The sequence below is a fragment of the Paenibacillus sp. FSL R10-2734 genome, from assembly GCF_037963865.1.
Classification (GTDB): Bacteria; Bacillota; Bacilli; order Paenibacillales; family Paenibacillaceae; genus Paenibacillus_AQ.
This window is the reverse complement of sequence record NZ_CP150170.1, coordinates 636,518-657,435: the sequence shown is the minus strand read 5'-3', so window position 1 is coordinate 657,435 and position 20,918 is coordinate 636,518. Positions and strand designations below refer to the sequence as shown.

The 20,918-nt window shown below is 41.5% G+C and carries 19 protein-coding genes and 1 pseudogene; 4 read left to right on the top strand and 16 right to left on the bottom strand.

The annotated features are described in order from the left end of the window. The first annotated feature begins 896 nt into the window (after positions 1 to 896). Genes NSS67_RS03060 through NSS67_RS03050 form a run of 3 tightly spaced genes read left to right on the top strand, consistent with a single transcriptional unit; the run spans position 897 to position 3,629 of the window. Entirely contained in the window at positions 897 to 1,766 is an 870-nt protein-coding gene (locus NSS67_RS03060) for a helix-turn-helix domain-containing protein (protein ID WP_339318243.1), read from the top strand. Continuing rightward, positions 1,723 to 2,607, top strand: coding sequence for a sulfite exporter TauE/SafE family protein (locus NSS67_RS03055; RefSeq protein ID WP_339318242.1), 885 nt, complete (start codon positions 1,723 to 1,725; stop codon positions 2,605 to 2,607). Before NSS67_RS03060 ends, NSS67_RS03055 begins: the two co-directional genes overlap by 44 nt. A 32-nt stretch (positions 2,608 to 2,639) precedes the next feature. Continuing rightward, entirely contained in the window at positions 2,640 to 3,629 is a 990-nt protein-coding gene (locus NSS67_RS03050; protein WP_339318241.1) for an ornithine cyclodeaminase family protein, read from the top strand. A 564-nt stretch (positions 3,630 to 4,193) separates the two neighbouring features. On the opposite strand, the pseudogene NSS67_RS03045 reads toward NSS67_RS03050, so the two are convergent. The 15 genes and pseudogenes from NSS67_RS03045 to NSS67_RS02975 all read right to left on the bottom strand — a co-directional run. After that, positions 4,194 to 4,351: pseudogene (locus NSS67_RS03045) on the bottom strand (EcsC family protein); the annotation flags it as partial. A gap of 291 nt (positions 4,352 to 4,642) precedes the next feature. Beyond that, on the bottom strand, positions 4,643 to 4,843 hold the full coding sequence (locus tag NSS67_RS03040) for a hypothetical protein (protein WP_339318240.1): 201 nt from the start codon (positions 4,841 to 4,843) through the stop codon (positions 4,643 to 4,645). 209 nt (positions 4,844 to 5,052) lie between these two features. After that, positions 5,053 to 7,296 (bottom strand): DUF3656 domain-containing protein, encoded by a 2,244-nt coding sequence (locus tag NSS67_RS03035; RefSeq protein WP_339318239.1) that lies wholly within the window; start codon positions 7,294 to 7,296, stop codon positions 5,053 to 5,055. A 76-nt stretch (positions 7,297 to 7,372) separates the two neighbouring features. Beyond that, positions 7,373 to 8,104 carry a restriction endonuclease gene (locus tag NSS67_RS03030; RefSeq protein WP_339318238.1) on the bottom strand — a complete coding sequence of 244 codons (732 nt, stop codon included), beginning with the start codon at positions 8,102 to 8,104 and terminating at the stop codon, positions 7,373 to 7,375. Positions 8,105 to 8,265: 161 nt separating this feature from the next. Next, positions 8,266 to 8,535 carry a helix-turn-helix transcriptional regulator gene (locus NSS67_RS03025; RefSeq protein WP_339318237.1) on the bottom strand — a complete coding sequence of 90 codons (270 nt, stop codon included), beginning with the start codon at positions 8,533 to 8,535 and terminating at the stop codon, positions 8,266 to 8,268. Positions 8,536 to 8,917: 382 nt separating this feature from the next. Then, positions 8,918 to 10,081, bottom strand: coding sequence for an Abi family protein (locus NSS67_RS03020; RefSeq protein WP_339318236.1), 1,164 nt, complete (start codon positions 10,079 to 10,081; stop codon positions 8,918 to 8,920). A 127-nt stretch (positions 10,082 to 10,208) separates the two neighbouring features. After that, positions 10,209 to 10,688: a 23S rRNA (pseudouridine(1915)-N(3))-methyltransferase RlmH gene (gene rlmH / locus NSS67_RS03015; protein WP_339318235.1), complete on the bottom strand. Its 480-nt coding sequence runs from the start codon at positions 10,686 to 10,688 to the stop codon at positions 10,209 to 10,211. A 162-nt stretch (positions 10,689 to 10,850) separates the two neighbouring features. Then, positions 10,851 to 11,018, bottom strand: a complete 168-nt coding sequence (locus NSS67_RS03010; RefSeq protein WP_339318234.1) for a CxxH/CxxC protein — start codon at positions 11,016 to 11,018, stop codon at positions 10,851 to 10,853. Positions 11,019 to 11,249: 231 nt separating this feature from the next. Next, positions 11,250 to 13,001 (bottom strand): thiol reductant ABC exporter subunit CydC, encoded by a 1,752-nt coding sequence (cydC, locus tag NSS67_RS03005; RefSeq protein ID WP_339318233.1) that lies wholly within the window; start codon positions 12,999 to 13,001, stop codon positions 11,250 to 11,252. After that, complete coding sequence (gene cydD / locus NSS67_RS03000; protein WP_339318232.1) at positions 12,998 to 14,740, bottom strand: thiol reductant ABC exporter subunit CydD; 1,743 nt, start codon at positions 14,738 to 14,740, stop codon at positions 12,998 to 13,000. Before cydD ends, cydC begins: the two co-directional genes overlap by 4 nt. After that, entirely contained in the window at positions 14,740 to 15,756 is a 1,017-nt protein-coding gene (cydB, locus tag NSS67_RS02995) for a cytochrome d ubiquinol oxidase subunit II (protein ID WP_339318231.1), read from the bottom strand. Before cydB ends, cydD begins: the two co-directional genes overlap by 1 nt. Continuing rightward, a complete protein-coding gene (locus NSS67_RS02990; RefSeq protein ID WP_339318230.1) occupies positions 15,743 to 17,146 on the bottom strand; it encodes a cytochrome ubiquinol oxidase subunit I in 1,404 nt (467 codons plus the stop codon). The genes cydB and NSS67_RS02990 overlap by 14 nt, the downstream gene beginning before the upstream one ends. A gap of 223 nt (positions 17,147 to 17,369) precedes the next feature. Continuing rightward, positions 17,370 to 17,600, bottom strand: a complete 231-nt coding sequence (locus NSS67_RS02985; protein ID WP_042131698.1) for a cold-shock protein — start codon at positions 17,598 to 17,600, stop codon at positions 17,370 to 17,372. 93 nt (positions 17,601 to 17,693) lie between these two features. Continuing rightward, positions 17,694 to 17,894 (bottom strand): cold-shock protein, encoded by a 201-nt coding sequence (locus NSS67_RS02980; protein WP_019914582.1) that lies wholly within the window; start codon positions 17,892 to 17,894, stop codon positions 17,694 to 17,696. A 418-nt stretch (positions 17,895 to 18,312) separates the two neighbouring features. Next, on the bottom strand, positions 18,313 to 19,557 hold the full coding sequence (locus tag NSS67_RS02975; protein WP_339318229.1) for a trypsin-like peptidase domain-containing protein: 1,245 nt from the start codon (positions 19,555 to 19,557) through the stop codon (positions 18,313 to 18,315). A gap of 370 nt (positions 19,558 to 19,927) precedes the next feature. On the opposite strand from NSS67_RS02975, the gene NSS67_RS02970 reads away from it, so the two are divergent. Continuing rightward, positions 19,928 to 20,137, top strand: coding sequence for a hypothetical protein (locus NSS67_RS02970; RefSeq protein ID WP_339318228.1), 210 nt, complete (start codon positions 19,928 to 19,930; stop codon positions 20,135 to 20,137). Here NSS67_RS02970 and NSS67_RS02965 read toward each other — a convergent pair. Next, entirely contained in the window at positions 20,103 to 20,912 is an 810-nt protein-coding gene (locus tag NSS67_RS02965; RefSeq protein ID WP_339318227.1) for an MBL fold metallo-hydrolase, read from the bottom strand. The two genes, NSS67_RS02970 and NSS67_RS02965, sit on opposite strands and share 35 nt — an antisense overlap. Positions 20,913 to 20,918 lie beyond the last annotated feature (6 nt).

Below are 20,918 nucleotides of genomic sequence, written 5' to 3'. Positions count from 1 at the left end.
CAGAAACCAGCTTGTAGCCTAGGTTTTTTACAATGTCTACTAAATGGGGTCTTGACCAGAACACAGTTGGTTTATGCTTTGTTAAGTAAATTGGGCGCACGAATGGTTTCCGTGTTTATAAAGAAGTAATCCCCCTTTTCTATCGGGTTGGGTCCAAGTTAGCCCCATGCCCCCCTAGGCCTCGTAACCAAAAATTCCACCTACTTATGATACGGTTCCCCATATCATATATAGGACGAATTCGCGTTCAGCTTACCCCGATACTTGCTCTGCAAGTCATGAAGCGAAGTCAAAGTACCGTGCCTACTGCAGTCCTCTTATTTTGAATCCTAGGACTCTTCTGTATGTCATGAATATTACGATATACCCCAGCGCTACGAGGGTACAAATTATGCCGTTAATAACAATCAAGTTTTGATAATTTTAAAATACATCGTAAGTTATCCCTCTAATTAATGCAGCCACTATACCACCTGCCTGATGGAAGAGAAGTAGGAATACTGGCTGTATAGTTTCTTCTCCGTACTTTTTCCAGAGATGTTTGCCTCTATAGATGGAACCCGTTATTTCTTCTGATTTCAATCCCTCTTGCAAACCCTCTATCACTAACTGCTTAGAAGATAACACGGCTTACTATGCTGACCGCGATCAACATCCTCAGTTTCACTCCAATGCCAATTGTGTCTAGAATTCGAAGTCAATTGTTCATGCTACCCTAAAATCTTTGTGAAATTATGTACAAACTATTATAGGCGGTGTATAGTAGTTAACAAAGGTAGCTACTAATAACAATGAAACACATCAGACACAAAAGTGATTAATTTCACAAGAACATTTCATCTAGTCTCATTTACTTGTAAAATGAAATCATATTATTGAGTATGAGGTGAAATGAGATGGACAAAGTAATTCAATTGTTGAAGTCGTTCAACTTCACGGAATCAGAATCAAAGGTGTATATCTCTTTGCTAAAAAACGGAACGGGTACAGGCTATGAAGTCAGCAAAAATTCCGCCGTGCCTCGATCTAAGGTGTACAACATCTTGGAGATTTTAATGGAAAAGGGATGCATTGTCGTTTCAAAGCAAACCAATCCTGTCCATTACAGTGCCGTTCCTATTGAAGAATTCATTGAGAATATCAAGAGCAGTGTGGACGACAGCCTGACTGAAGTAAAAAATGAACTGAAAAGCTATAACCAGACGATGGACCTAGAAAATTTCTGGTATATCCGCGGGTATAAAAATATTTTCAACAAGTGCAGGCTTTTGCTAAGTGAAGCCAAGTCCGAGGTATATATCCAGGTCTGGAAAGAGGATATTCATCACATTATTGAGGAACTACGTGCCGTAGAGGAAAGGCTTGAACGGTCGGTGATTATTCTCTATAGCACAAACCATGATTATCAAGTTCCGCTGGTCAACTACTACAAACATGGCTTTGAGGAAGAAAAACTTCAGGAAAGCGGCGGCAGATGGATTAATATTGTGGTCGATTCCAAGGAAATCCTGTTCGGGCATATTCAAAATGACAAGAATGCAGAAGTCATATGGACGCAAAGTACTCCGATGGTCTTCCTTGCCAAAGAAAATATTAAACATGACGCTTACTGCTTCAGACTGATTGATGCCATGGGCGATGATGCCAAAAGGCAGTTTGGCGACGAGCTGAAAGGAATACGAAGCATTTATAATCAAAAAAATGAAAAGAAGGTTGTAACTAATGACAACAGCGACGATTATACTGACCCTTGTGGTCCTGATTAATGTTATTTTTGCCGTAAGGTTTATTGTAGATGTAGTGAAACACCGGGAGGAAATCAAGCAGGAGCCTGGTAACGGCTTTATGCTCGCGATATCCTCAACATTGATTTTCTTCTTCTCTACCTTTGGGGTTTCAGACTTTGCACTTTCATCCATCTTGTACCGGAAAGCAAAATGGGTGTCCGACAAAAAACTTCCGGGAACCTTAAATACACAGTGCGTGATCCCTGTAGCGGTCATGGCTCTGGCATTCATAACCGTTATTGATGTGGACATTATGACCTTGGTTGTATGTATAGTATCCCAGATTATCGGAGCCTATATTGGCCCCCGGATTGTCGTGAAGCTGTCCCCTTCTATCATTCGTAAGTTCATCGGATTAGGGCTTGTGGTTGCAACGCTGCTCATCCTTGCTGGTAAATTCGGCTTAATTCCAAATGGGGGAACCGCTACTGGCCTGTATGGCGGGAAATTAGTGATCGCAGCAATCTGCCTGTTTGCTTACGGAGCACTCAACAATATTGGAATAGGATCTTATGCGTTAACCATGGTTACGGTATATGCGCTTGGTTTAAATCCAATGGTTGCCTTCCCGATTATGATGGGAGCTGCTACTTTCTCCGTTCCAATCGGCAGTATGCAGTTCATTAAATATGGTGAGTACAGCAGAAAAATAACACTGTTTGCAGCTACATTCGGAATTATTGGTGTTCTGATTGCCGTGTATATTGTAAAGGGATTAGATGTATCTGCTCTTCAGTGGGTTGTTGCCGCGATTCTGCTATATAGCGGGGCAAGTATGTTAATTAATGAGTTCAAGAATAGAAACGCCGTTCAACAATAATCGGTCTAATACTAAAAATGAGGTGCATTAGAATGCTAATATTAACTAAAGAAGATATTCAGAAGGTTTTTACAATGAAAGAAGCGATCGACGCAAGTAAACAGGCTCTGCGATTATATACCGAGGGAGAATGTACGGTTCCTTTACGTGTTAATATCGATGTTCCCAAGCAACAAGGGCAAAACCTTTTCATGCCGGCCTATATCAAAGAGATGGATGCTACAGGAATTAAAATAGTGTCTGTGTTTCCGGGTAACATCGAGCTTGGCAAGCCGTCTGTTCCGGCACAAATGATTTTGCTGGACGGAAAAACCGGCGAAGTGTGCGCCATTATGGATGGAACCTTCTTAACGCAGCTTAGAACCGGCGCTGTCCAGGGAGCAGGTACAGATATTTTAGCCAGAAAAGATGCCAAGATTGCCGTCTTGTTTGGAACAGGTGGGCAAGCAGCGACACAGCTGGAAGCGATGCTTACAGTGCGTGATCTTGAGGAAGTGCGGGTATTAGATATCAACTTTGATCGGGCAAAAGCATTTGCCGAGTCGATGCAGCAGCAATTTTCCTCATTCAACACAAGGATTGTTGCCGCAAGTAACGGAAATGAGGCCATTCAAGATGCGGACATCATTACAGCGGTCACAACCTCTACTCGTCCGGTATTTGACGGTAGTCTTGTGAAAAAAGGCGCTCATGTTAACGGAGTTGGCGCGTATACGCCACAAATGCAAGAACTGCCTGAGCAGATTGTACAGCGGGCCGACAAAATTGTATTTGACACCATCGAAGGCGTCTTGGCGGAAGCGGGCGATCTACTGATTCCTATGGAAAAAGGCCTTGTATCGAAAGAGGACTTCACCGGCGAACTAGGACAAATTATTCTAGGCCAGGTACAAGGAAGAAACAGCGATAAGGAAATCACGTTGTTTAAAACTGTGGGAACAGCTGTGCTTGATGTTGTGACGGCACAGTTGATTTATCAAAAGGCTCTCGCTACAAACGTAGGACAACATATAGAAATTTAAACAGAAGCTGTAACTTACGAGATCAGCGCATACTTGGCTTGTGAATCACAATAAGAGACCCGCATTAGCTGCAGATAAGCTAATCGGGCCTCTTTATTTTCAGGAATATTTCATATTCTTTAACATTCTTGATAACGTGTGTAGCCCGTCCCCGATTAGCTCGAAAAAATGCCATGGACCGACAAATCAGATTGGATATCCATACTATGGTGGAAATATTGTATTTTCATTTTGTACCCTCTTTCATTTACTGATCGGATCGCTTTCCTATTTCAATAATGTTTGCGTCGCTTTTCGAATCAATGTCTTAATCGATCCGGTTGGATCTGATATTCATCAAGAGGTTATTTTTCTGCCTCCCAAATAATGGTCCTCCCCCTCCAACTAACATCCGTACTGATGCTTATCCTTCACTGTACCGAATCCAAGTCACATTTACGATTCAATAAAGTCCAATTTTCCCCCGAAAATTTTTCACCGTCACTTATGATACGGTTCACCGTAACATCTATAGAACGAAATTGAAGGCCTCACTATTCCTTCATCCCTTAACTCTTTCGCTATTCACTCCGCACTCTTCCCGCCCTGCGCCAATCTCTCCAAAATCCTTCTTTTACGATACAGCATCCGCGCGGCATCGCTACCTCTTCCAGCGCTTTGCGGTTTGTATACGCGCCGAAGAGCATGCCCGCTACCGGGATGGCCTGGAACAGCTTCTTCCATGGACACAAGGTAGAGCTGGGTTCAGAGATATCGTTAATTGATCTTTTGCTGCTGATACATAAGGATTTTTAATCCTGGGCTGGAGAATGGAGATTTAGAAATGATCTATCGTTAATGTAAAGACTCACATAAGCAACACTACTTTTTGGTTTCTTCGCGATAGTTAACTTATCATGTTAGGACTACCTAAGCATCTTAACTTGGAAGTTCGATGTTTTGGACCTAGCCTATCGTCCTTAAATTCGAAGGTTACTTCGATCCTAAGATTTCTGCAACTAACCAATGTAGATTCAACGATAAGGGGATTTCTGCTGAAAAGCAGTCGGCCTCTCAAAAAGACTTTTTCTTGCTTCTGACACGTTCACTGCGATGGTTGAAGCGGCAAGTTTTAGAGCCGCCCAGTACTGGGCGGCTCTTTCTTGTTCTTTTATGTTAAGCTGAACGATTAGCAAGGAAGACAGCAATATACTGGTCAGCAATACGAAGCTCATTTCCATGATTAATCTTTCAAATCTTGAAAAGAACCACCAAAGTTAACCGGAGCATTATCAAAGAAATACTCTTCACCATAACACTCTGTACGCGGAATACCCCAATCGCAGAGTCTGCCGTCCGGGCATTTATGTACGCCATAATCTGACCGCTGCCGCTGTTGGATTCGCTCCCGCCATCATATCGCCAGAACCATCCCTTTGGCTACCTACACAATCTCTTTATTAAAATGTCCTCTTGTGTCTGTTTCCTGATTAAAGACAGCATTATTCATTGAGCCGTTTAATTTACCTGACGCCATATTAATGACTTTCACAACCTGCTCTTTTGATTCAACTGTGAAGTTTAATCTCAATGCCTCGATTCCTTTGATGTTTTGTAGCTCATCTAAAAGATTAAGCGTCTTCCCATTAAGGATAGTCGTTGTACAATCATTATGGGAAATGATAGGGAACGTTCCGTGCTCATCTTTTAACTCATAGCTCTTCGTTTTGCAAATTCTGCATTGATTCATTTTTTTCATTGGACAATATTTTGTAAACATCAAAGGAGTCTCTCCATATACAATCATTTCCAGCGCAGGATAGCCGCCATTTTCTTCATAATAGGCATTCATTAAATCTTCAATTTGGCTCTTATTCAATTCATAAGATAAAGTGACTCGTTTTGCACCTAATTTATATAATTCATAGCAACTAGTAGCATTAACAACATTTAGAGAATAGTCCGTAACAAACGGATTCGTTTCTCTGTAGTGATAAATTCCACCATATCCGCCGATTAGTAGCTGCCCTTCTTTTTTCTTATAACGATTCTGATTTCTTCTAACAACATTTTCAAAATAGATTTCCTTAATTCCACAGCTCACGCAAGCATCATACTGTTCCTTAGTCGTTACAGAGGCCGTAAGGTATGGTTTTTCAGGGGCAAAGCTTATTTTCTCTTTTGCTTTCAAAGCCTTGGTTCTTTTCTTTTGGCTGTTAAGCTTTAAGTCATATAAGCCCAGTACAATATCTCTTCTTGCTGCATTTAACAGTTTAGCTGGAATAAATGCATTGCATTCCTCAAAATCCACATGATTAAGTTCGAATATAGTCTCATTTAATCTTGAAAATTGCTTTATTACCTGGTCTTTCGTTGTTGGATTATTAATGGCTTCGCCTAGTATTTCCTCGCTTTCATAAAAATAATTAAAGCCTAAGCCCTCCGCATCTATGAAAAGCTTTGAATCTGGAGATGCATACACTCTAATATCTAGGTTAAACCGCTTAAATTCTTTTTCCAGTGATGATTCTAATTCTTTGGAATAGAAATAATCCTTCGTTTTATATACTACATCTCCCATAGACATCTTTTCTTTGATTTTGATATAGCAGACATCATCTGCTTTGTTGATTAATTCGCCCTCTTTATCGTACAGTTTTGCAACCGTTAAATTAACATCTTCATTGTTGTGACTTATTCTGATTGTATCGTTTTGATTTAAAGTACGTGTAAGTGTTATTTCATACATGTCTTTAACAATCTTGCTAATTGTTCCAATTTCATAACCGAAGTTATTAGGTCTTAAGATGTTTGTAATATTTCTCTTATCTTCGTGAAACAAATACCCTTTAGTAAATGTTCTATTGAATGTTTTTTTCAGATTTTCTTTATCTTCTTCGGTAATTTTATTATCTAAGGCCATGCGATATTTTGATACAACATTAGCAACATACGTAGGTACTTTCATTCGACCTTCTATTTTTAAAGAATCGATTTCTTTTAAATCATGGATATAATCGATCGTGTTTAAGTCCTTAGTAGATAGAATATAGTTTTTTCCTAAAGATGTATCTGTTGTCTTATCCATTAGTTCATACTCCTTACGGCATGAACCCACACATCTTCCGCGATTTGCACATCGATAGCCGATTAATCCTGACATTAGACAGTTTCCCGAATAAGATACACATAAAGCACCGTGAACGAAAATTTCTAAAGGTATTTCAGCTATTCTTTTGATCTCTTTTACTTTTTCAATCTCAACCTCACGGGACAGAACAACTCTTTTAGCACCAAGTTCTTTAAATAATAAAGTTCCGTCTAAATCGTCTATTCCCATTTGAGTTGAACAATGTGCTTCCATATCAAGAAAGTTTTTAACGATATAATCAAAAGCAGTCAGGTCCTGGACAATAATTCCATCAACACCGATTTTATTTAATTCGTGTATCTGCTCTTTCATCTCTTCAACTTCGTTTTCAAAAACGATGGTATTCATTGCAACATAGATTTTAACGTTCCTCAGGTGCGCATACGTAACAGCCTCTTTTAACGATTCTAAATCAAAATTAGATGAGTATGCACGTGCACCAAATTTTTGCATTCCTAAGTATATTGCATCACAACCATTAGAAATTGCAGCTTTTAAAGCTTCCATATTTCCTGCTGGAGCTAATAATTCAGTCATTTTTTCCTCCTTATGACCCATAAATTATACGCTAGTTAAAGCGACATTTCTTTATTAAAGATATTTTTTGTTACGCCTATATAGCCCTGGTCTTTCGGCAGCTCGGATAATTACTGCAGCCCCAGAATATAGTACCTTCCTTATTCTTACGTTGAACCATTGGAGCCCCACATGCACAGGTTACATCTTTAACTGTAGAACCAGCGGCCCTTTTTGGTTTTGCTTTAGTTTTGACAGGCTGCCATTTCCCCCAAGACCGAAGCTTATTTTCGACGAGACCACCATGCCAGTAATCAACCTTGAATTGCTCCGCCTCCCGCTTCGCATCCGCTGTAAGATCGGACGTAGTGACCAGCAGAGACAGGATGCAGTCATGATTTCTTTTAGCACCTACCAGCTCGCGGACAGTCATTACCTGGACTTTGTTATGGTCAGCGTAACATTTGGCTTGAACTGCAGTTTTCTCGCCGCGTTTATCGACAATGACCAAATCTACACCACCATCCTTGCCCCCTACTCCTACTTCTTTAACAGTATAGCCTTGATCCTTGAAGTACAGGCACAACAATCGCTCAAACTCAGCACCATTGATTTTATCCAAAGGTGTTCTTAAAAGTACATCGTCAGGTCTGCACGTTGTTGAAGAACGGTTAAAAGTCGTTTTCGCACTTTTGTTACTGCTTTTCTTAACAGCAGATTTCCGCTTGCCCGTACTGCGTCCTCTCTTCTTCTTCTTAGTCCCCTGCATCATCCCAGTTAAGATGGATAATATGATCATAACTACTATAAATCCGATAAATGATGTCATGGCTGCTCCTTAGTAAATTAATAAGATTATTACAAAATCAAATTTCAGACTATTGCCATTAATCATAAAATAAGAACTATTACTTAAGCTACAGCAAAACGCACAAGCCACTGGCTTGTGCGTTTATTTTTAATGACCTCATTTGCTCTGAAAGACGTATCTCATAATAATTCTTTAAGTACATTTTTCGCCACGCGTATCTTCTCATCATTAGCGTCACGAAGCATACCTACAATATCCTGAATATCGCTCTCAGTTGAGGTAACCATAAACTCTTCATTCTGATACGCAAACAGCTGAACTAAATTAACTTCAAGCGATTCCGCTATCTTATGTAAATTCAATAAAGAAACGTTCTTCTCACCATGCTCAATCTGCCCTATGTATGAAAAAAGAAATCCGCCTTTCTCCCCAAGCGCCTCCTGAGACATAAATTAACTCTTCTTTAGACATATTTCCACTCAATTCATCTTAATGAGGTAATTGAGTTTAATAAACAATAAAGGCACCCTACCGGATGCCCATGAATTCATTATATTTAATTGGTTATTACTTGTCATTCACCATTTGAAAACCTTTAGCCCCTACTTATGGTACGGTTTAGAGTAGTGTATCTAAGTACAAAATACAGTTTTATAAATAATTTAGATACTAAAAAATCCCTGAAACAATTACACAAGTAATAATTGTTTCAAGGATTTTGATTCCTTTAATCTAGAAATAGCTGTTACCCTATTTTCCAGACGACCTTGCGGAAGGGTCTTTCATCTAAAATGAATTTTATCACTGTAAAATAGTCAAGTCAATAACATCTTAAGGTTTTACTTTATAATTTCTGATCAATTTGAATAAAATATACATTATCTCCCCAAACTCTGAATGCTCTTCATAATAAGATTTCTTTAATCTACATCTTTTAATAAGACTTACTAATTCTTTTTTACGTTCAACTCTTGAAATTGTTCCTTTAACATAATAATCATGTAAATACAGTAGAGCAGTAATATCATGTATTTTAAGGTTTCTAAGTGGAATTTTAGTAATTGAATCACTCATATTGCAATTTTGAGTTAAATAATTTCGAACTTGCAATTTTATACGCTTTTCGCTAGATATTAAAAATTGATTAGGCCCTACAATATTAAAAATAATAGGTCTACTATGTGCAGAGGAATCTCTAATATTTTTCGAATCGAATAATAGGCTATTCGCCAGTTTTAATTCTTTATATTTATATTTCTTTTTTTGAACATAAAAATTAATAAAGAAACATAATTGACCATAAGACATTAATTCAATGAGTACCCATATGGAAGGTTTATTCTTTCTTTTAACAATCAAATCATAGCTATAATCTCTTTGAGACTTATATGCCTCCAATAACTTTTTATCTATAGTTTCATACTTTTTCATTCTATTTTCAATTACTTCAAGCGATAGTTCCATTGCTATAAGTTTTTGTCTATAACTTTCTAACTCAAATAATTTATACTCATCAATAATTTTAAAACCATCCTCGTCACTTGCAGTTATCAAGCGAATAATTAATGATTTTATATTATGTTCGATATCTAAGGATAACTTTAAAAATAAATACCTAAAATGCATATCTATTGTAGCTAAATCATTTAAAATTGAAAAATCAACATTTGCGTATTTGTTATCTTTATCTTTATTAAAATTTTTTCTGAAAGCAGTAACTTTATAATAGTAAGTTCGATCCATTAATATTTCTTTAGCTAATGACTCATTATAGGAATTAAAAGTAATACCTTTAAATTTTAAATACTCGATTTGCTCTTCTACTGATAACTTCTCTTTTAATTTCGTCTTTTCTACCAAATTCTTAACAGGGTCTTTGCTCACAATCGGTAATTCTTCTACCGTAGCAGCAACTTCATCTTTAGCCTCTATTATTTTAAGTGGACTTAAAGACTGTTTAAACTTCAATAAGTCCTCTGTTGATGCTCTTTTCAAAAATATATTCACCACCTATTAGATAACATTGTGGCAATTATATCATGTATTACCTAATTCTATCGATGAGTTAAAACTACTCCTTGTTGCAAAACCTGCCTAATTAAGAGTTTAACAACTTTTCGCCCTACTTATGGTACGGTTCCCCCCGATTTATCTTCACCGCGCGATAAATCTGCTCGGTGAGCACCAGGCGCATGAGCTGATGAGGCAGCGTCATGCGCCCGAAGCTCATACGCTGCTGTGCGCGGCGCATAACATCGTCGGAGAGCCCATGGCTCCCTCCGATGACGAACACGACATGGCTCGTCCCGTAGGTGCCGAGCTTGTCCAGTTCTGCGGCAAGCTCTTCCGAGCTCCACAGCTTGCCGTCAATCGCGAGCGCAATGACATGCGCCTCGCTCTTAATGTGCGCGAGGATACGCTCGCCCTCGCGCGTCTTAACAATACCGACCTCTGCTTCGCTCAGAGAGTCGGGTGCTTTTTCATCTGCCACCTCAATCACCTGAAATTTCAGGTACGGTGTCAGCCGTTTAGCATACTCCGCGATGCCATCCATCAAATACTTTTCCTTCAGCTTCCCTACACCAATAATCTGAATAAGCATAATACTACCTCCGATTAATATCCAAAATAATTGCGGTACCCGCTCGCATTAAGTCTGATCCGCTCTTACAAATCTGAATCCTCTATCCCATCTATTGAAACAACAAAAGGACGTACACGACGTCCTTTTACATTCTCCACATTTATCACTTCAGACTACCCTTTAAACCACCAGAAACTCCGCATTCTTCTCACATTGGGTGCACTTTGCCGGCGGATCCCAGTCAGAGAATTCCGTTTCTTTTAAGTCCACGACATCTGGTGCATCTTCGTACTCGTCCACAAACAAATCAATAGCTAATTCTACATGTTCTTTACATACTACATACATTCAACCAAGCATCCCTTTCTGTGCCGCTACGGCCTAATACTCCTTCTATTGTTCTACCATACTTCCCGCGAAAAAGGAACTCCTAACTGCCCATTCCAGCGATCTGTTCATCCATTGTCTATATTCTTGCCTTACATCAAAAAAAGATTCCTCCCACCCCAAGGGGGCAAAAGGAATCCCAGCACTCATCTCTCTCTATTTTCTATAAATATTATATTCAAACTCTCCATCCTACCCTAGAAACTCCACCGGACGATCCAGCTCGTACAATCTGCGGTAACGCGGTTCTCTTTCCATCAGCTCCGCATGGGTTCCACGCATTTCTACCGAGCCATTTTCCATAAAAATCACTTCATCCATCTGCTCCGCACCGACCAAATGATGCGTTACCCAGATCAAGGACTTACCCTCCATCGCTTCAAACATCGTCTTCAAAAGATCACGTTCCGTTCGTGGGTCCAGCCCTACAGTTGGTTCGTCGAGAATGACGACAGGTGTATTTTGCAGCAAAATACGAGCTAACGCTATCCGCTGACGCTCTCCACCCGAGAAACGTTGTCCCGCTTCACGAACTAAGGTATCGTATCCATCTGGTAATGAGGAAATCAACGTATCCATTTTGGCTAATGTGCCAGCTTCTTTAATGGCTTGTTCGGAAGCCTTCGGATCACCCATACGAATATTGTTCGCCACCGTAGTATCGAATAAGTGTGGGCTCTGATTTAGCACCGCTATAATAGAAGGAATATTGTCGCCATAGGCAGCAGCTTCAATTCCATTAATCGTAACTGATCCTACAGAAGGCTCAACAACACCTTGAATAGCCTTTAATAACGTCGATTTACCTGCACCACTTCGGCCGATGATCGCAATTTTTTTACCTTGTGGAATATCGAGGCTGAGATTGCGAACCGACCAGTTAACTTCTGATCCATAGCGATAACCTACATTTTCGAGCTTGATATGAACATTTTTCATGGTCTGAGGCAATACATCCACTACAGATGCTTTTTCAGATACTGTGTTCTGCTCATGTCCATCTACACCAGATAAGCGCTCTAGCGAGTTACGGTACTGCGGGATTTTCTCCACCGCTTCGGATACGGGCAGAAAGGCATCTGCAACAGGAAAAACAACCAATACAAACGCCGCAATCAATGTACCTGCAATCGCACCATCCGCAAACTCTCCAGCAGCCCAATATAGCATCGAAAGCACGCCAATCCCAATTACCGCTTGCCCAATGAACGTACGCAAACGCGCCCAACTGCGCAGTGCTGCATCCGTTTTGGCTACTTTTTTCTCATCTGCTTCATAAGTCTCAACGAACTGGCTTTGCCGTCCACTAATGACCCAGTCACCCATACCAAGTACAGCGTCGGTCAGCTTTTGATAGAGACGATTACGCTCTACCTTCACTTCACGTTGGCGCTTCTGTGTGAACAACAGAGATAAGAATGGCAACACCACTACCAACACCAAAATATACAGAGCCATCAACAACGCAAAAGCGATATCAAAAGTCCCCAACGCAATCACGGCAGCCCCGTAAATTAGCAAAGCAATAACGCTTGGAAAAACGGTGCGCAGATATACATTTTGCAAATATTCGATGTCATCCGCAAGCATCCCGAGAATATCCCCAGTACGGAAACGCGACGACAGGAACAAAGCCTGTGGCTCCAAAATATTATACAAACGCACACGCATCTTAGATAGAATTCGTAGAATAGTGTCATGCCCAATAAGGCGTTCCACGTAGTGAATCACAGCCCGACTCGTTCCGAACGTACGCACACCGACAATCGGCACATAGATCATTAGGATATTTTCGACGGGTGTTGACGCTTTAGAGATCAGGAACCCTGAAGTGTACATTAATGAAGAGGCTGTAAAAATCGTCAACGCCCCAAGCACGATAATAAGCACAAAACGCCAAAAATACGACGATACATACGGAGCAAACCATCCTTCACGTTTCAATGGATTCCCTCCAATTGCGACCCAATCAACTCATAATACGCACCCTTGCGGGCAAGTAACTCCTGATGGGTACCGATTTCTGCCACTTGTCCTTGCTTCATTACTACAATAACGTCCATATCAAGCATCCAGTGCAGGCGATGTGTGGCCAGAAAGACCAGCTTTCCTTCAAAAAGAGGCACCATCGTCTCCTTCAGCTCATATTCCGTTTCAATATCCAAATGTGCCGTTGGCTCGTCTAATAGCATAATTGGCCGACTGCTAAGCAAGGCCCGAGCTAAGGCGACCCGCTGCTCCTGTCCACCACTGAATGAACGGCCACCGCCGCCAATCATTTCATGAAGGCCGTTAGGAAGAGTATCCGCCAACTCCGATAATCCAGTAGCTTTCACGGCTGCAGCCACAGCTTCCATAGAAGCCTCAGGGTAATAAAAGCGTATATTATCAGCTAACGTACCGCTAAAAATATAAGGGCGCTGCGGGATATACGAGGTCTGTTTTCGCCAAGCCTCATCCGTCAATGCACTAACTGTTGTACCGTTAATCGTGATATTTCCCGAAGTAGGGTGTAAGAAGCCCCCTAATATATCGACTAGTGTAGATTTACCGGCTCCACTCTCTCCGATAATCCCAATTTTGCTAGCCCCTTTAAATTGCAGGTTCACCGCTTCCAGCGAAGAAAGACCGGCTTCCTCGTATTTCACACTGACATCATTTAATGTAAGTTCGCTATTTTCATGCCAGGTGAATATCTGTTCCGATGTTTTCGATGCAGGACCTACTACTTCAGCTTTCACTTCATCCTGGTCTATAATGCTCTTCATCGCCTCAGCAGCTTCCTTCCCATCCAAAGTAGCATGGAAATCTGAACCCACCAGTCGTACAGGCAAGAAATATTCCGGAGCCAAGATCAGAATGGTTAAGCCCGTTACCAGTGTCATCTGATCGTTCACCAGCCGCAGGCCGAGACTTACAGCTACGGATGCAACTGATAACATCGTAAAGAAGTCCAGCGCGAACGAAGACAAAAAGGCCACTCGCAGTGTACGCATCGTCGCCGAGCGATACCGATCGCTGACCGTAGCAATACTCGTGCTATGACTACGACTGCGGCCCAGAAATTTCAGCGTTTCTAGCCCACGGAGGGAGTCTACGAAATGATTAGACAACGTACGGTAAGATTTCAGCTGACGGTCCATCTGCTTACGAGCCGTCATCCCGATCAAGATCATAAAGACAATAATGATCGGCATAGTTATCGTAAGAATAATCCCGCTTGCGGTATCCATCGTAAAGATATAAATAAGCACCAAAATCGGTGTAATCGACATCCCTACCATCCTAGGGATAATCGCTTCCAAATATGTGCGGAACTTTGTTACGCCTTCCAGCACTAGTGTGACAAGATCCCCGGTTCCACGCCCGCCCACCATTCTGGGTCCCAGCTGGAAGAGCTTATCCATCATTTCCCTCCGCATGTTGCTGCCCGTTGCTTCTGCAAAGCGGTAAGAGACACGGCTCATCAGCATTGCACAAGCATGGCGCACTAGAAATGCAAGAAGGAACAATAGCGCTGTGCCCCATTGTTCCTTCAGAGGTTCCCCCGCAAATAACGCAGAGATAACTTCTGCCAACCATTTGGCCAGCAGAAGTATGGACAAGCTTTGCACCAGGGTAAGGAAGCCTACGATCAGAAAGACCGGCTTAACTCCTTTATACCCAAGCAAATTTTTATCCATTAGTATTCAAGATGCTCCTTCTCGTGTACCCGTTTATGAAAGATAAAGTAACTCCAAATTTGATATCCCAAGACGAAAGGAAGAATGGTCAATGCCACAATCGTCATTACCTTCAAAGAGTACTGTCCCGAAGCCGCATTGGTAATCGTCAAATTAAAGGCTTGATCGATAGAACTAATCATAACACGTGGGAATAATCCAACAAAGATAGAAGTTACCGACAACGCCATTACTGCTCCTGTCATACCAAAAGCGTAGCCATCCTTCATCTTCTTCATGAAATAACCCGATAGCACAAAAGCGATAATTCCAAGCGCTACAATAATCATAAGAACTGTACCACGCTGTTCAAATATGTCCGTCATGTAATAAGTCATTATAACGAACGCAAGCAGTAGAGCCGCAAGTGGCCAAAGCAATCTTTGTGCGAGCTTCCGAGCCCGAGCCTGTAAGTCACCCACTGTGCGGAGAGTTGTAAACATCAGTCCATGCACCAAGCAGAGAAGAACTACTGTAAGGCCCGCTACTACAGTATACACATTCACGATATCTGTGAAACCTGCGTACATTTGCATATCGCCATCGATCGGCAAACCTTTGATAAAGCTTGCGAACACTACCGCAAGGAGGAACGGTGGAAGGAAGCTGCCGATAAAGATACAAGCATCCCAAGTTCTTTTCCAAGCCACAGAATCCCGTTTACCTCTGAATTCGAAAGCTACACCACGAGCAATCAAAGCTAATAATGCAAAGACAAAAGGTATATAGAATCCACTAAATAGCGTTGCATACCATTCAGGGAAAGCTGCGAACATCGCACCTGCTCCTGTCAGTAGCCATACCTCATTAGCATCCCAGAAAGGTCCGATCGAATTAATCAGAACCCGGCGTTCTGTATCATTTTTAGCGAGAAACTGTGTTTCCATCCCTACGCCGAAATCAAAGCCCTCTAGGAAGAAGAACCCTATAAACAGAACTGCAATCAGCACAAACCACAATTCATTAAGAGATAACATGAGAGCCCTCCTCGTTATATGGATCATGCGAATCGCCGTGATCGTTATCCATCGCATAAGGACCTTTTTTAATAACTTTAATAAACAGACCTACCAATACTAATCCGAGAATTAAATAAATCGTTGAGAAAGAAATGACAGAGAACAGAACCTGACCGCTTGTAATATTAGGCGATACACTATCTTCTGTCGTCATGAGTCCGAATACCGTCCAAGGCTGACGCCCAATCTCGGTCATGATCCAACCCGCCGTATTCGCAATCGGAGGAAGTAATAATCCCCATAACATAAACCGCATAAACCAAGTGTTTGGGCGATCCATTTTTTTGCGCCACATTAAATACATAGCGTACATACCCAGAACAATCATTAATGTTCCCGCTAGAACCATAATCCGGAAACTCCAGAAGGTCGTGCGTACAGGTGGAATATAGTCACCGGGACCATAGGCTTGCTCATACTCTGCTTGCAGCTCAAGCATGCCTTTGACTTCACCGGAAAATTTACTGTATGAAAGGAAGCTCAGCATATACGGAATTTGAAATTCTCCAGTACTTTCTTGCTTCTCAGGATCAATATTGGCCCATACGGTCCAAGGTGCTGGGTCACCACTCTTACCCCACAGTCCTTCGGAAGCCGCCATCTTCATAGGTTGGGTTTCAACCAAATATTGTGCTTGCGCATGGCCTGCCACGGCTACACCAATAGAAGAAATGATACCTACGATTGCTGCAACTTGAAAAGATTTCTTAAAGAAAGATACATCTTGTTTCTTCAATATCTTATACGCACTAATACCTGTTACGAGGAAAGCACCTGTTGCATACGCAGCAAGAACCGTGTGCGGGAATTCAACCAGCAATTGTCCGTTCGTAATGAGCGCGAAGAAATCATTCATCTCTGCACGTCCATTATTTATCGCAAATCCCACAGGATGCTGCATAAAAGAGTTCGCTGCTAGAATCCAGAAAGCGGATAACATCGTACCAAATGCTACCAACCAAATGGACATCAAGTGTACTCTCTTAGACACTTTGTCCCAGCCAAATATCCAGATTCCAATAAAAGTAGACTCCAGAAAAAAGGCTGCCAATGCTTCTACTGCAAGTGGAGCCCCAAATACATCACCCACAAAACGTGAATAATCAGACCAGTTCATCCCGAACTGAAATTCCTGCAATATCCCTGTAACTACCCCTACTGCAAAGTTGATGAGGAACAGCTTTCCCCAGAACTGCGCCATTCTTTTGTACTCTTCATTGCCTTTTCTAACGTACATCGTCTCCATGATCGCAATCAAGAGCGCCAGTCCGATTGATACCGGTACAAAGAAATAGTGGAATATTGTCGTCGACGCAAATTGTATACGCGACAGCATTACTGTATCCATATTTTTCCCTTCCTTCTCCCCTTTTCGTTAACTATATTGTGTCAAAAATTTAAACCCCTTTTTGTGATTAATGTCACAAAAAGGGGTTCATTTAACACTGAAATTCAAATGATTTGTGACAAAAATCACATTTTAACATAAAAAAAGCAAAAAAAATAAGACGGTTTGACCGTCTTGGAGTTGTTCATCGTTCTATAAAGAACTTGACTCATAAAGGCATTGGTTAGGTAATGGAAATACCCTTCTTCAGCGATTTAAGATCGCCATTCGAATTAAGCAATTGTGGTAGCATCTTCGTGCTGCGAACCATTGGAGAGTCACATAGACGGCAAGAAGGCGCATGTTCAAATGCGAAATTATCCCTCATCCATCCGTTGCATCCATCATTGGTACACGCCCAAATCGCGGTATTTTCTTCCGGTATTTCTTCCAAAGGTTTCTTCCGGTAGTTCATTGCCGTTCCTCCCATCCTGTAAGTCAATAGTGATTAACTAGATATAAAAAGACCGTCCCAACTTTCAAAAAGCTGGGACGGTTTCTTCTATTATTACAGTTTTACAACGTTTTCGGCTTGTGGTCCACGGTTGCCTTGAACAACGTTGAATTCAACGCGTTGGCCTTCGTCCAAAGTTTTGAAGCCGTCGCCAGTGATTGCGCTGAAGTGAACGAATACGTCGCTTCCGCCTTCAACTTCGATAAATCCGAATCCTTTTTCTGCGTTGAACCATTTAACTGTACCTGTTTGCATGTGTGTTACCTCCACAAATTTAAATTAATATGTTCTTTTTATCTTCAAACAAAGAAAAAATTCACACATTGAAAAAGGTTGTATTACCAAATATAACAGCCCTTTTCAATGCGAAAATTAGGGACTAAATGTATGATTGTTATCATATTACCACACCTGATTACCAAAGGCAAGCTGGCATCCGAATATATCCGGTTCTACCCTAATAAGTATTACCTTCCAATGTAAGGGTTGCCAGTCAGGGTAAAATTCATTAAATGATCTTGTTATTGCCATATTTATCAATAATTTAGAAGAAACATCTTCCAAATAGCGATACAGAGTATCGCTATTTCAGGAATGTCTCCCTTCAAAACGAAGGAGTAGTCCACGCTACTTGTTATTACTGCCATATCATTATATGCCGACTTCCAGCATATTATTCCTCTGGTTTTTCAAGAAGTTTAACTGTCGTCTGATTGATTTTGCCATTTCGGTAGTAGGTGATCTTCAGATCGTCACCAATCTTCGTTTGATTATATAAATACTTGCGAAGTGAAAGCGTGGTTGTAATCGGTTCATCATTAAATTTCGTAATTACATCATTAAACTCAAGTCCGGCTTCCTTTGCAGGTCCAACAGCATCCAGAACAACTACCCCATCCTTAACATTATTCGGTAGGTTCAGTTCCTTGCGTTGGTCCTCTGCGAGAGGAACATAAGGATTGTTTAAATCCACTGAATATACACCTAAGTAGGAACGGGCAATACGTCCTTTATCAGCTAGCTCATTAGCGGTATCTATCACATGGTTAGCTGGAATAGCAAATCCCAGACCTTCTACACCTGCATCGGAGATTTTCATCGTGTTAATACCAATGACCTTACCATCCAGATCAACTAGGGCTCCGCCACTATTTCCTTCATTAATTGCTGCATCAGTCTGAATGACCTCTTGCTCCCAGTCATATACTCCGTCCTGATTCAAAGATACAGGAACCTTTCGTTCGGTATAACTGACGATGCCTGACGTCAATGTGTCTCCAAGTCCTAACGGGTTACCGATGGCAATGACCGTTTCACCCAGGCGAAGCTTGGAGGAATCACCGAGCTGTGCAATCGTATTGATGCCCTTGGCATCAATAGAGAGGACCGCGATGTCACTCACTTTATCCGTTCCAACGAGTGTGGCTTTACGTGTCTCGCCATCTACTGTAACAACTTCGAGATTGTTGGAGTCATCGATGACATGGTTATTGGTAATGATGAATGCTTTATTGTCTACCTTTTTATAAATCACTCCAGAACCTAACGCTGACTCATCCTTAATGTCCAATTGTTCATTATCTTCTTTATGATTGATAATACTCACTACTGCAGGGCGAACTGTAGCAGCGGCATCAATGATTCGGTCAAATGGATCACTGCTTTTGGCAACATCCCCAGCTGTTACTCCCGACTTCGAAGCAGTCTCGTGACTCATTTGGCCTGTAAGCGCACTGAATAAAAACACTGCCACCACAGCACTGATTAAGGAGCAAACGGCGGATATTTGCCAAGTTGACAAGCCCCTGCGCGATCTTCGCACAGAATGTTTACGGTTAGCAAAGGATCCCTTTGATGCTTCATCCCCTCTGGACCGCGATACTTTAGTTGAATAGAAATCATCATCAAACAATCCCACCGAAAATCTCCCCCTTCTATTGCCAAGCGTTCACTGTATCTAAACCCTGAACCTATAGCAACCAGTCCGAGCATACACCTCTGCAACCTTTAGACTCCAAAAATCACTAAAAGGTTTCACTTTATCCATTAACCCCACAATAGTTTCAGTTAATCGAAAGAATATAAGAATCTTTCAATATATCTTCTCTACTAGGAATATTTTGTAACTTAAAAGACTACAATAATAGAAATGACCCTTGAATTTAGGCTTTGCTCATCACGTTTATAATTGTATCACAGGCAACCCTCAATTCGTTATTTTCCTGAGGTAAAAAGCCTGCGAATTTTTTACAACTCAATTCTGCTTTACTACATGAGGAGGTATAATTATGAGTTCTTTTTCTACAAGTATGGATCTGGTTGAGTTTATCGGTAAGCTTGGTGATTTAAAGGATGAACACTACCATATGACCCTCGCCTTCAGCGCAATGATCGAATTAATGATTGATAAAGGCCTGATCTCCCGCCAAGAATTAGAACGTAAGACTACCGAGCTTGATCAGCTTATGACAACTGGCTCAACTTATCCCATGGCGTAGGTTGATCATAATACGTATCACAAAGCTTGAACTCACTATCCTTGAAGAAACAGCCCCGATCCTCCATCGCGCAACGTACTGACATTTTAGCCAAATCCATCATATTGTGATCCCGGCTTAAATGCGCCAAATAGGTACGCTTAGTCCGTCCTGTGAGAATTTCACTAAGTGCTGCCCCAGCTGCATCGTTAGAAAGGTGACCCATATCGCCAAGTATACGCCGTTTCGTATTCCACGGATAACGCCCCATCCTTAGCATTTCGATATCATGATTTGCTTCCAGCACCAATACATCCGCATCTGAAATCGCATCTCTTACCTTATCGCTAACATACCCTAGGTCTGTAGCTACACACAGCTTTTCTTTCCCATCATAAAAGTTGTAGCCCACTGGCTCCGCCGCATCATGAGAAATCGCAAACGACTCTACTCGCAGACTGCCAAAATCCCTATGCTGCCCCGACTCCATAATGATTCGGTTATAGTCGGGTATTTTCCCAATGCCCTTCTCAATGGCTCCCCAGGTATTGGTGTTCGCATAGATCGGAAGATCGTATTTACGGGCCATTGCCCCGAGTCCCTTGATATGATCGGAATGCTCGTGTGTGACTAGGATCCCGTCTATATCATTACCCGTTAGCTCGCGCATGGCCAACAGCTCATCGATCCGCTTGGCACTTAGACCCGCGTCAATCATAAGTGTTGTCTCCCCGTTCCGTACCACCGTTACATTCCCGGTAGAACCACTGGACAGTACTGTAAATGAAATCCCCATTTTCCT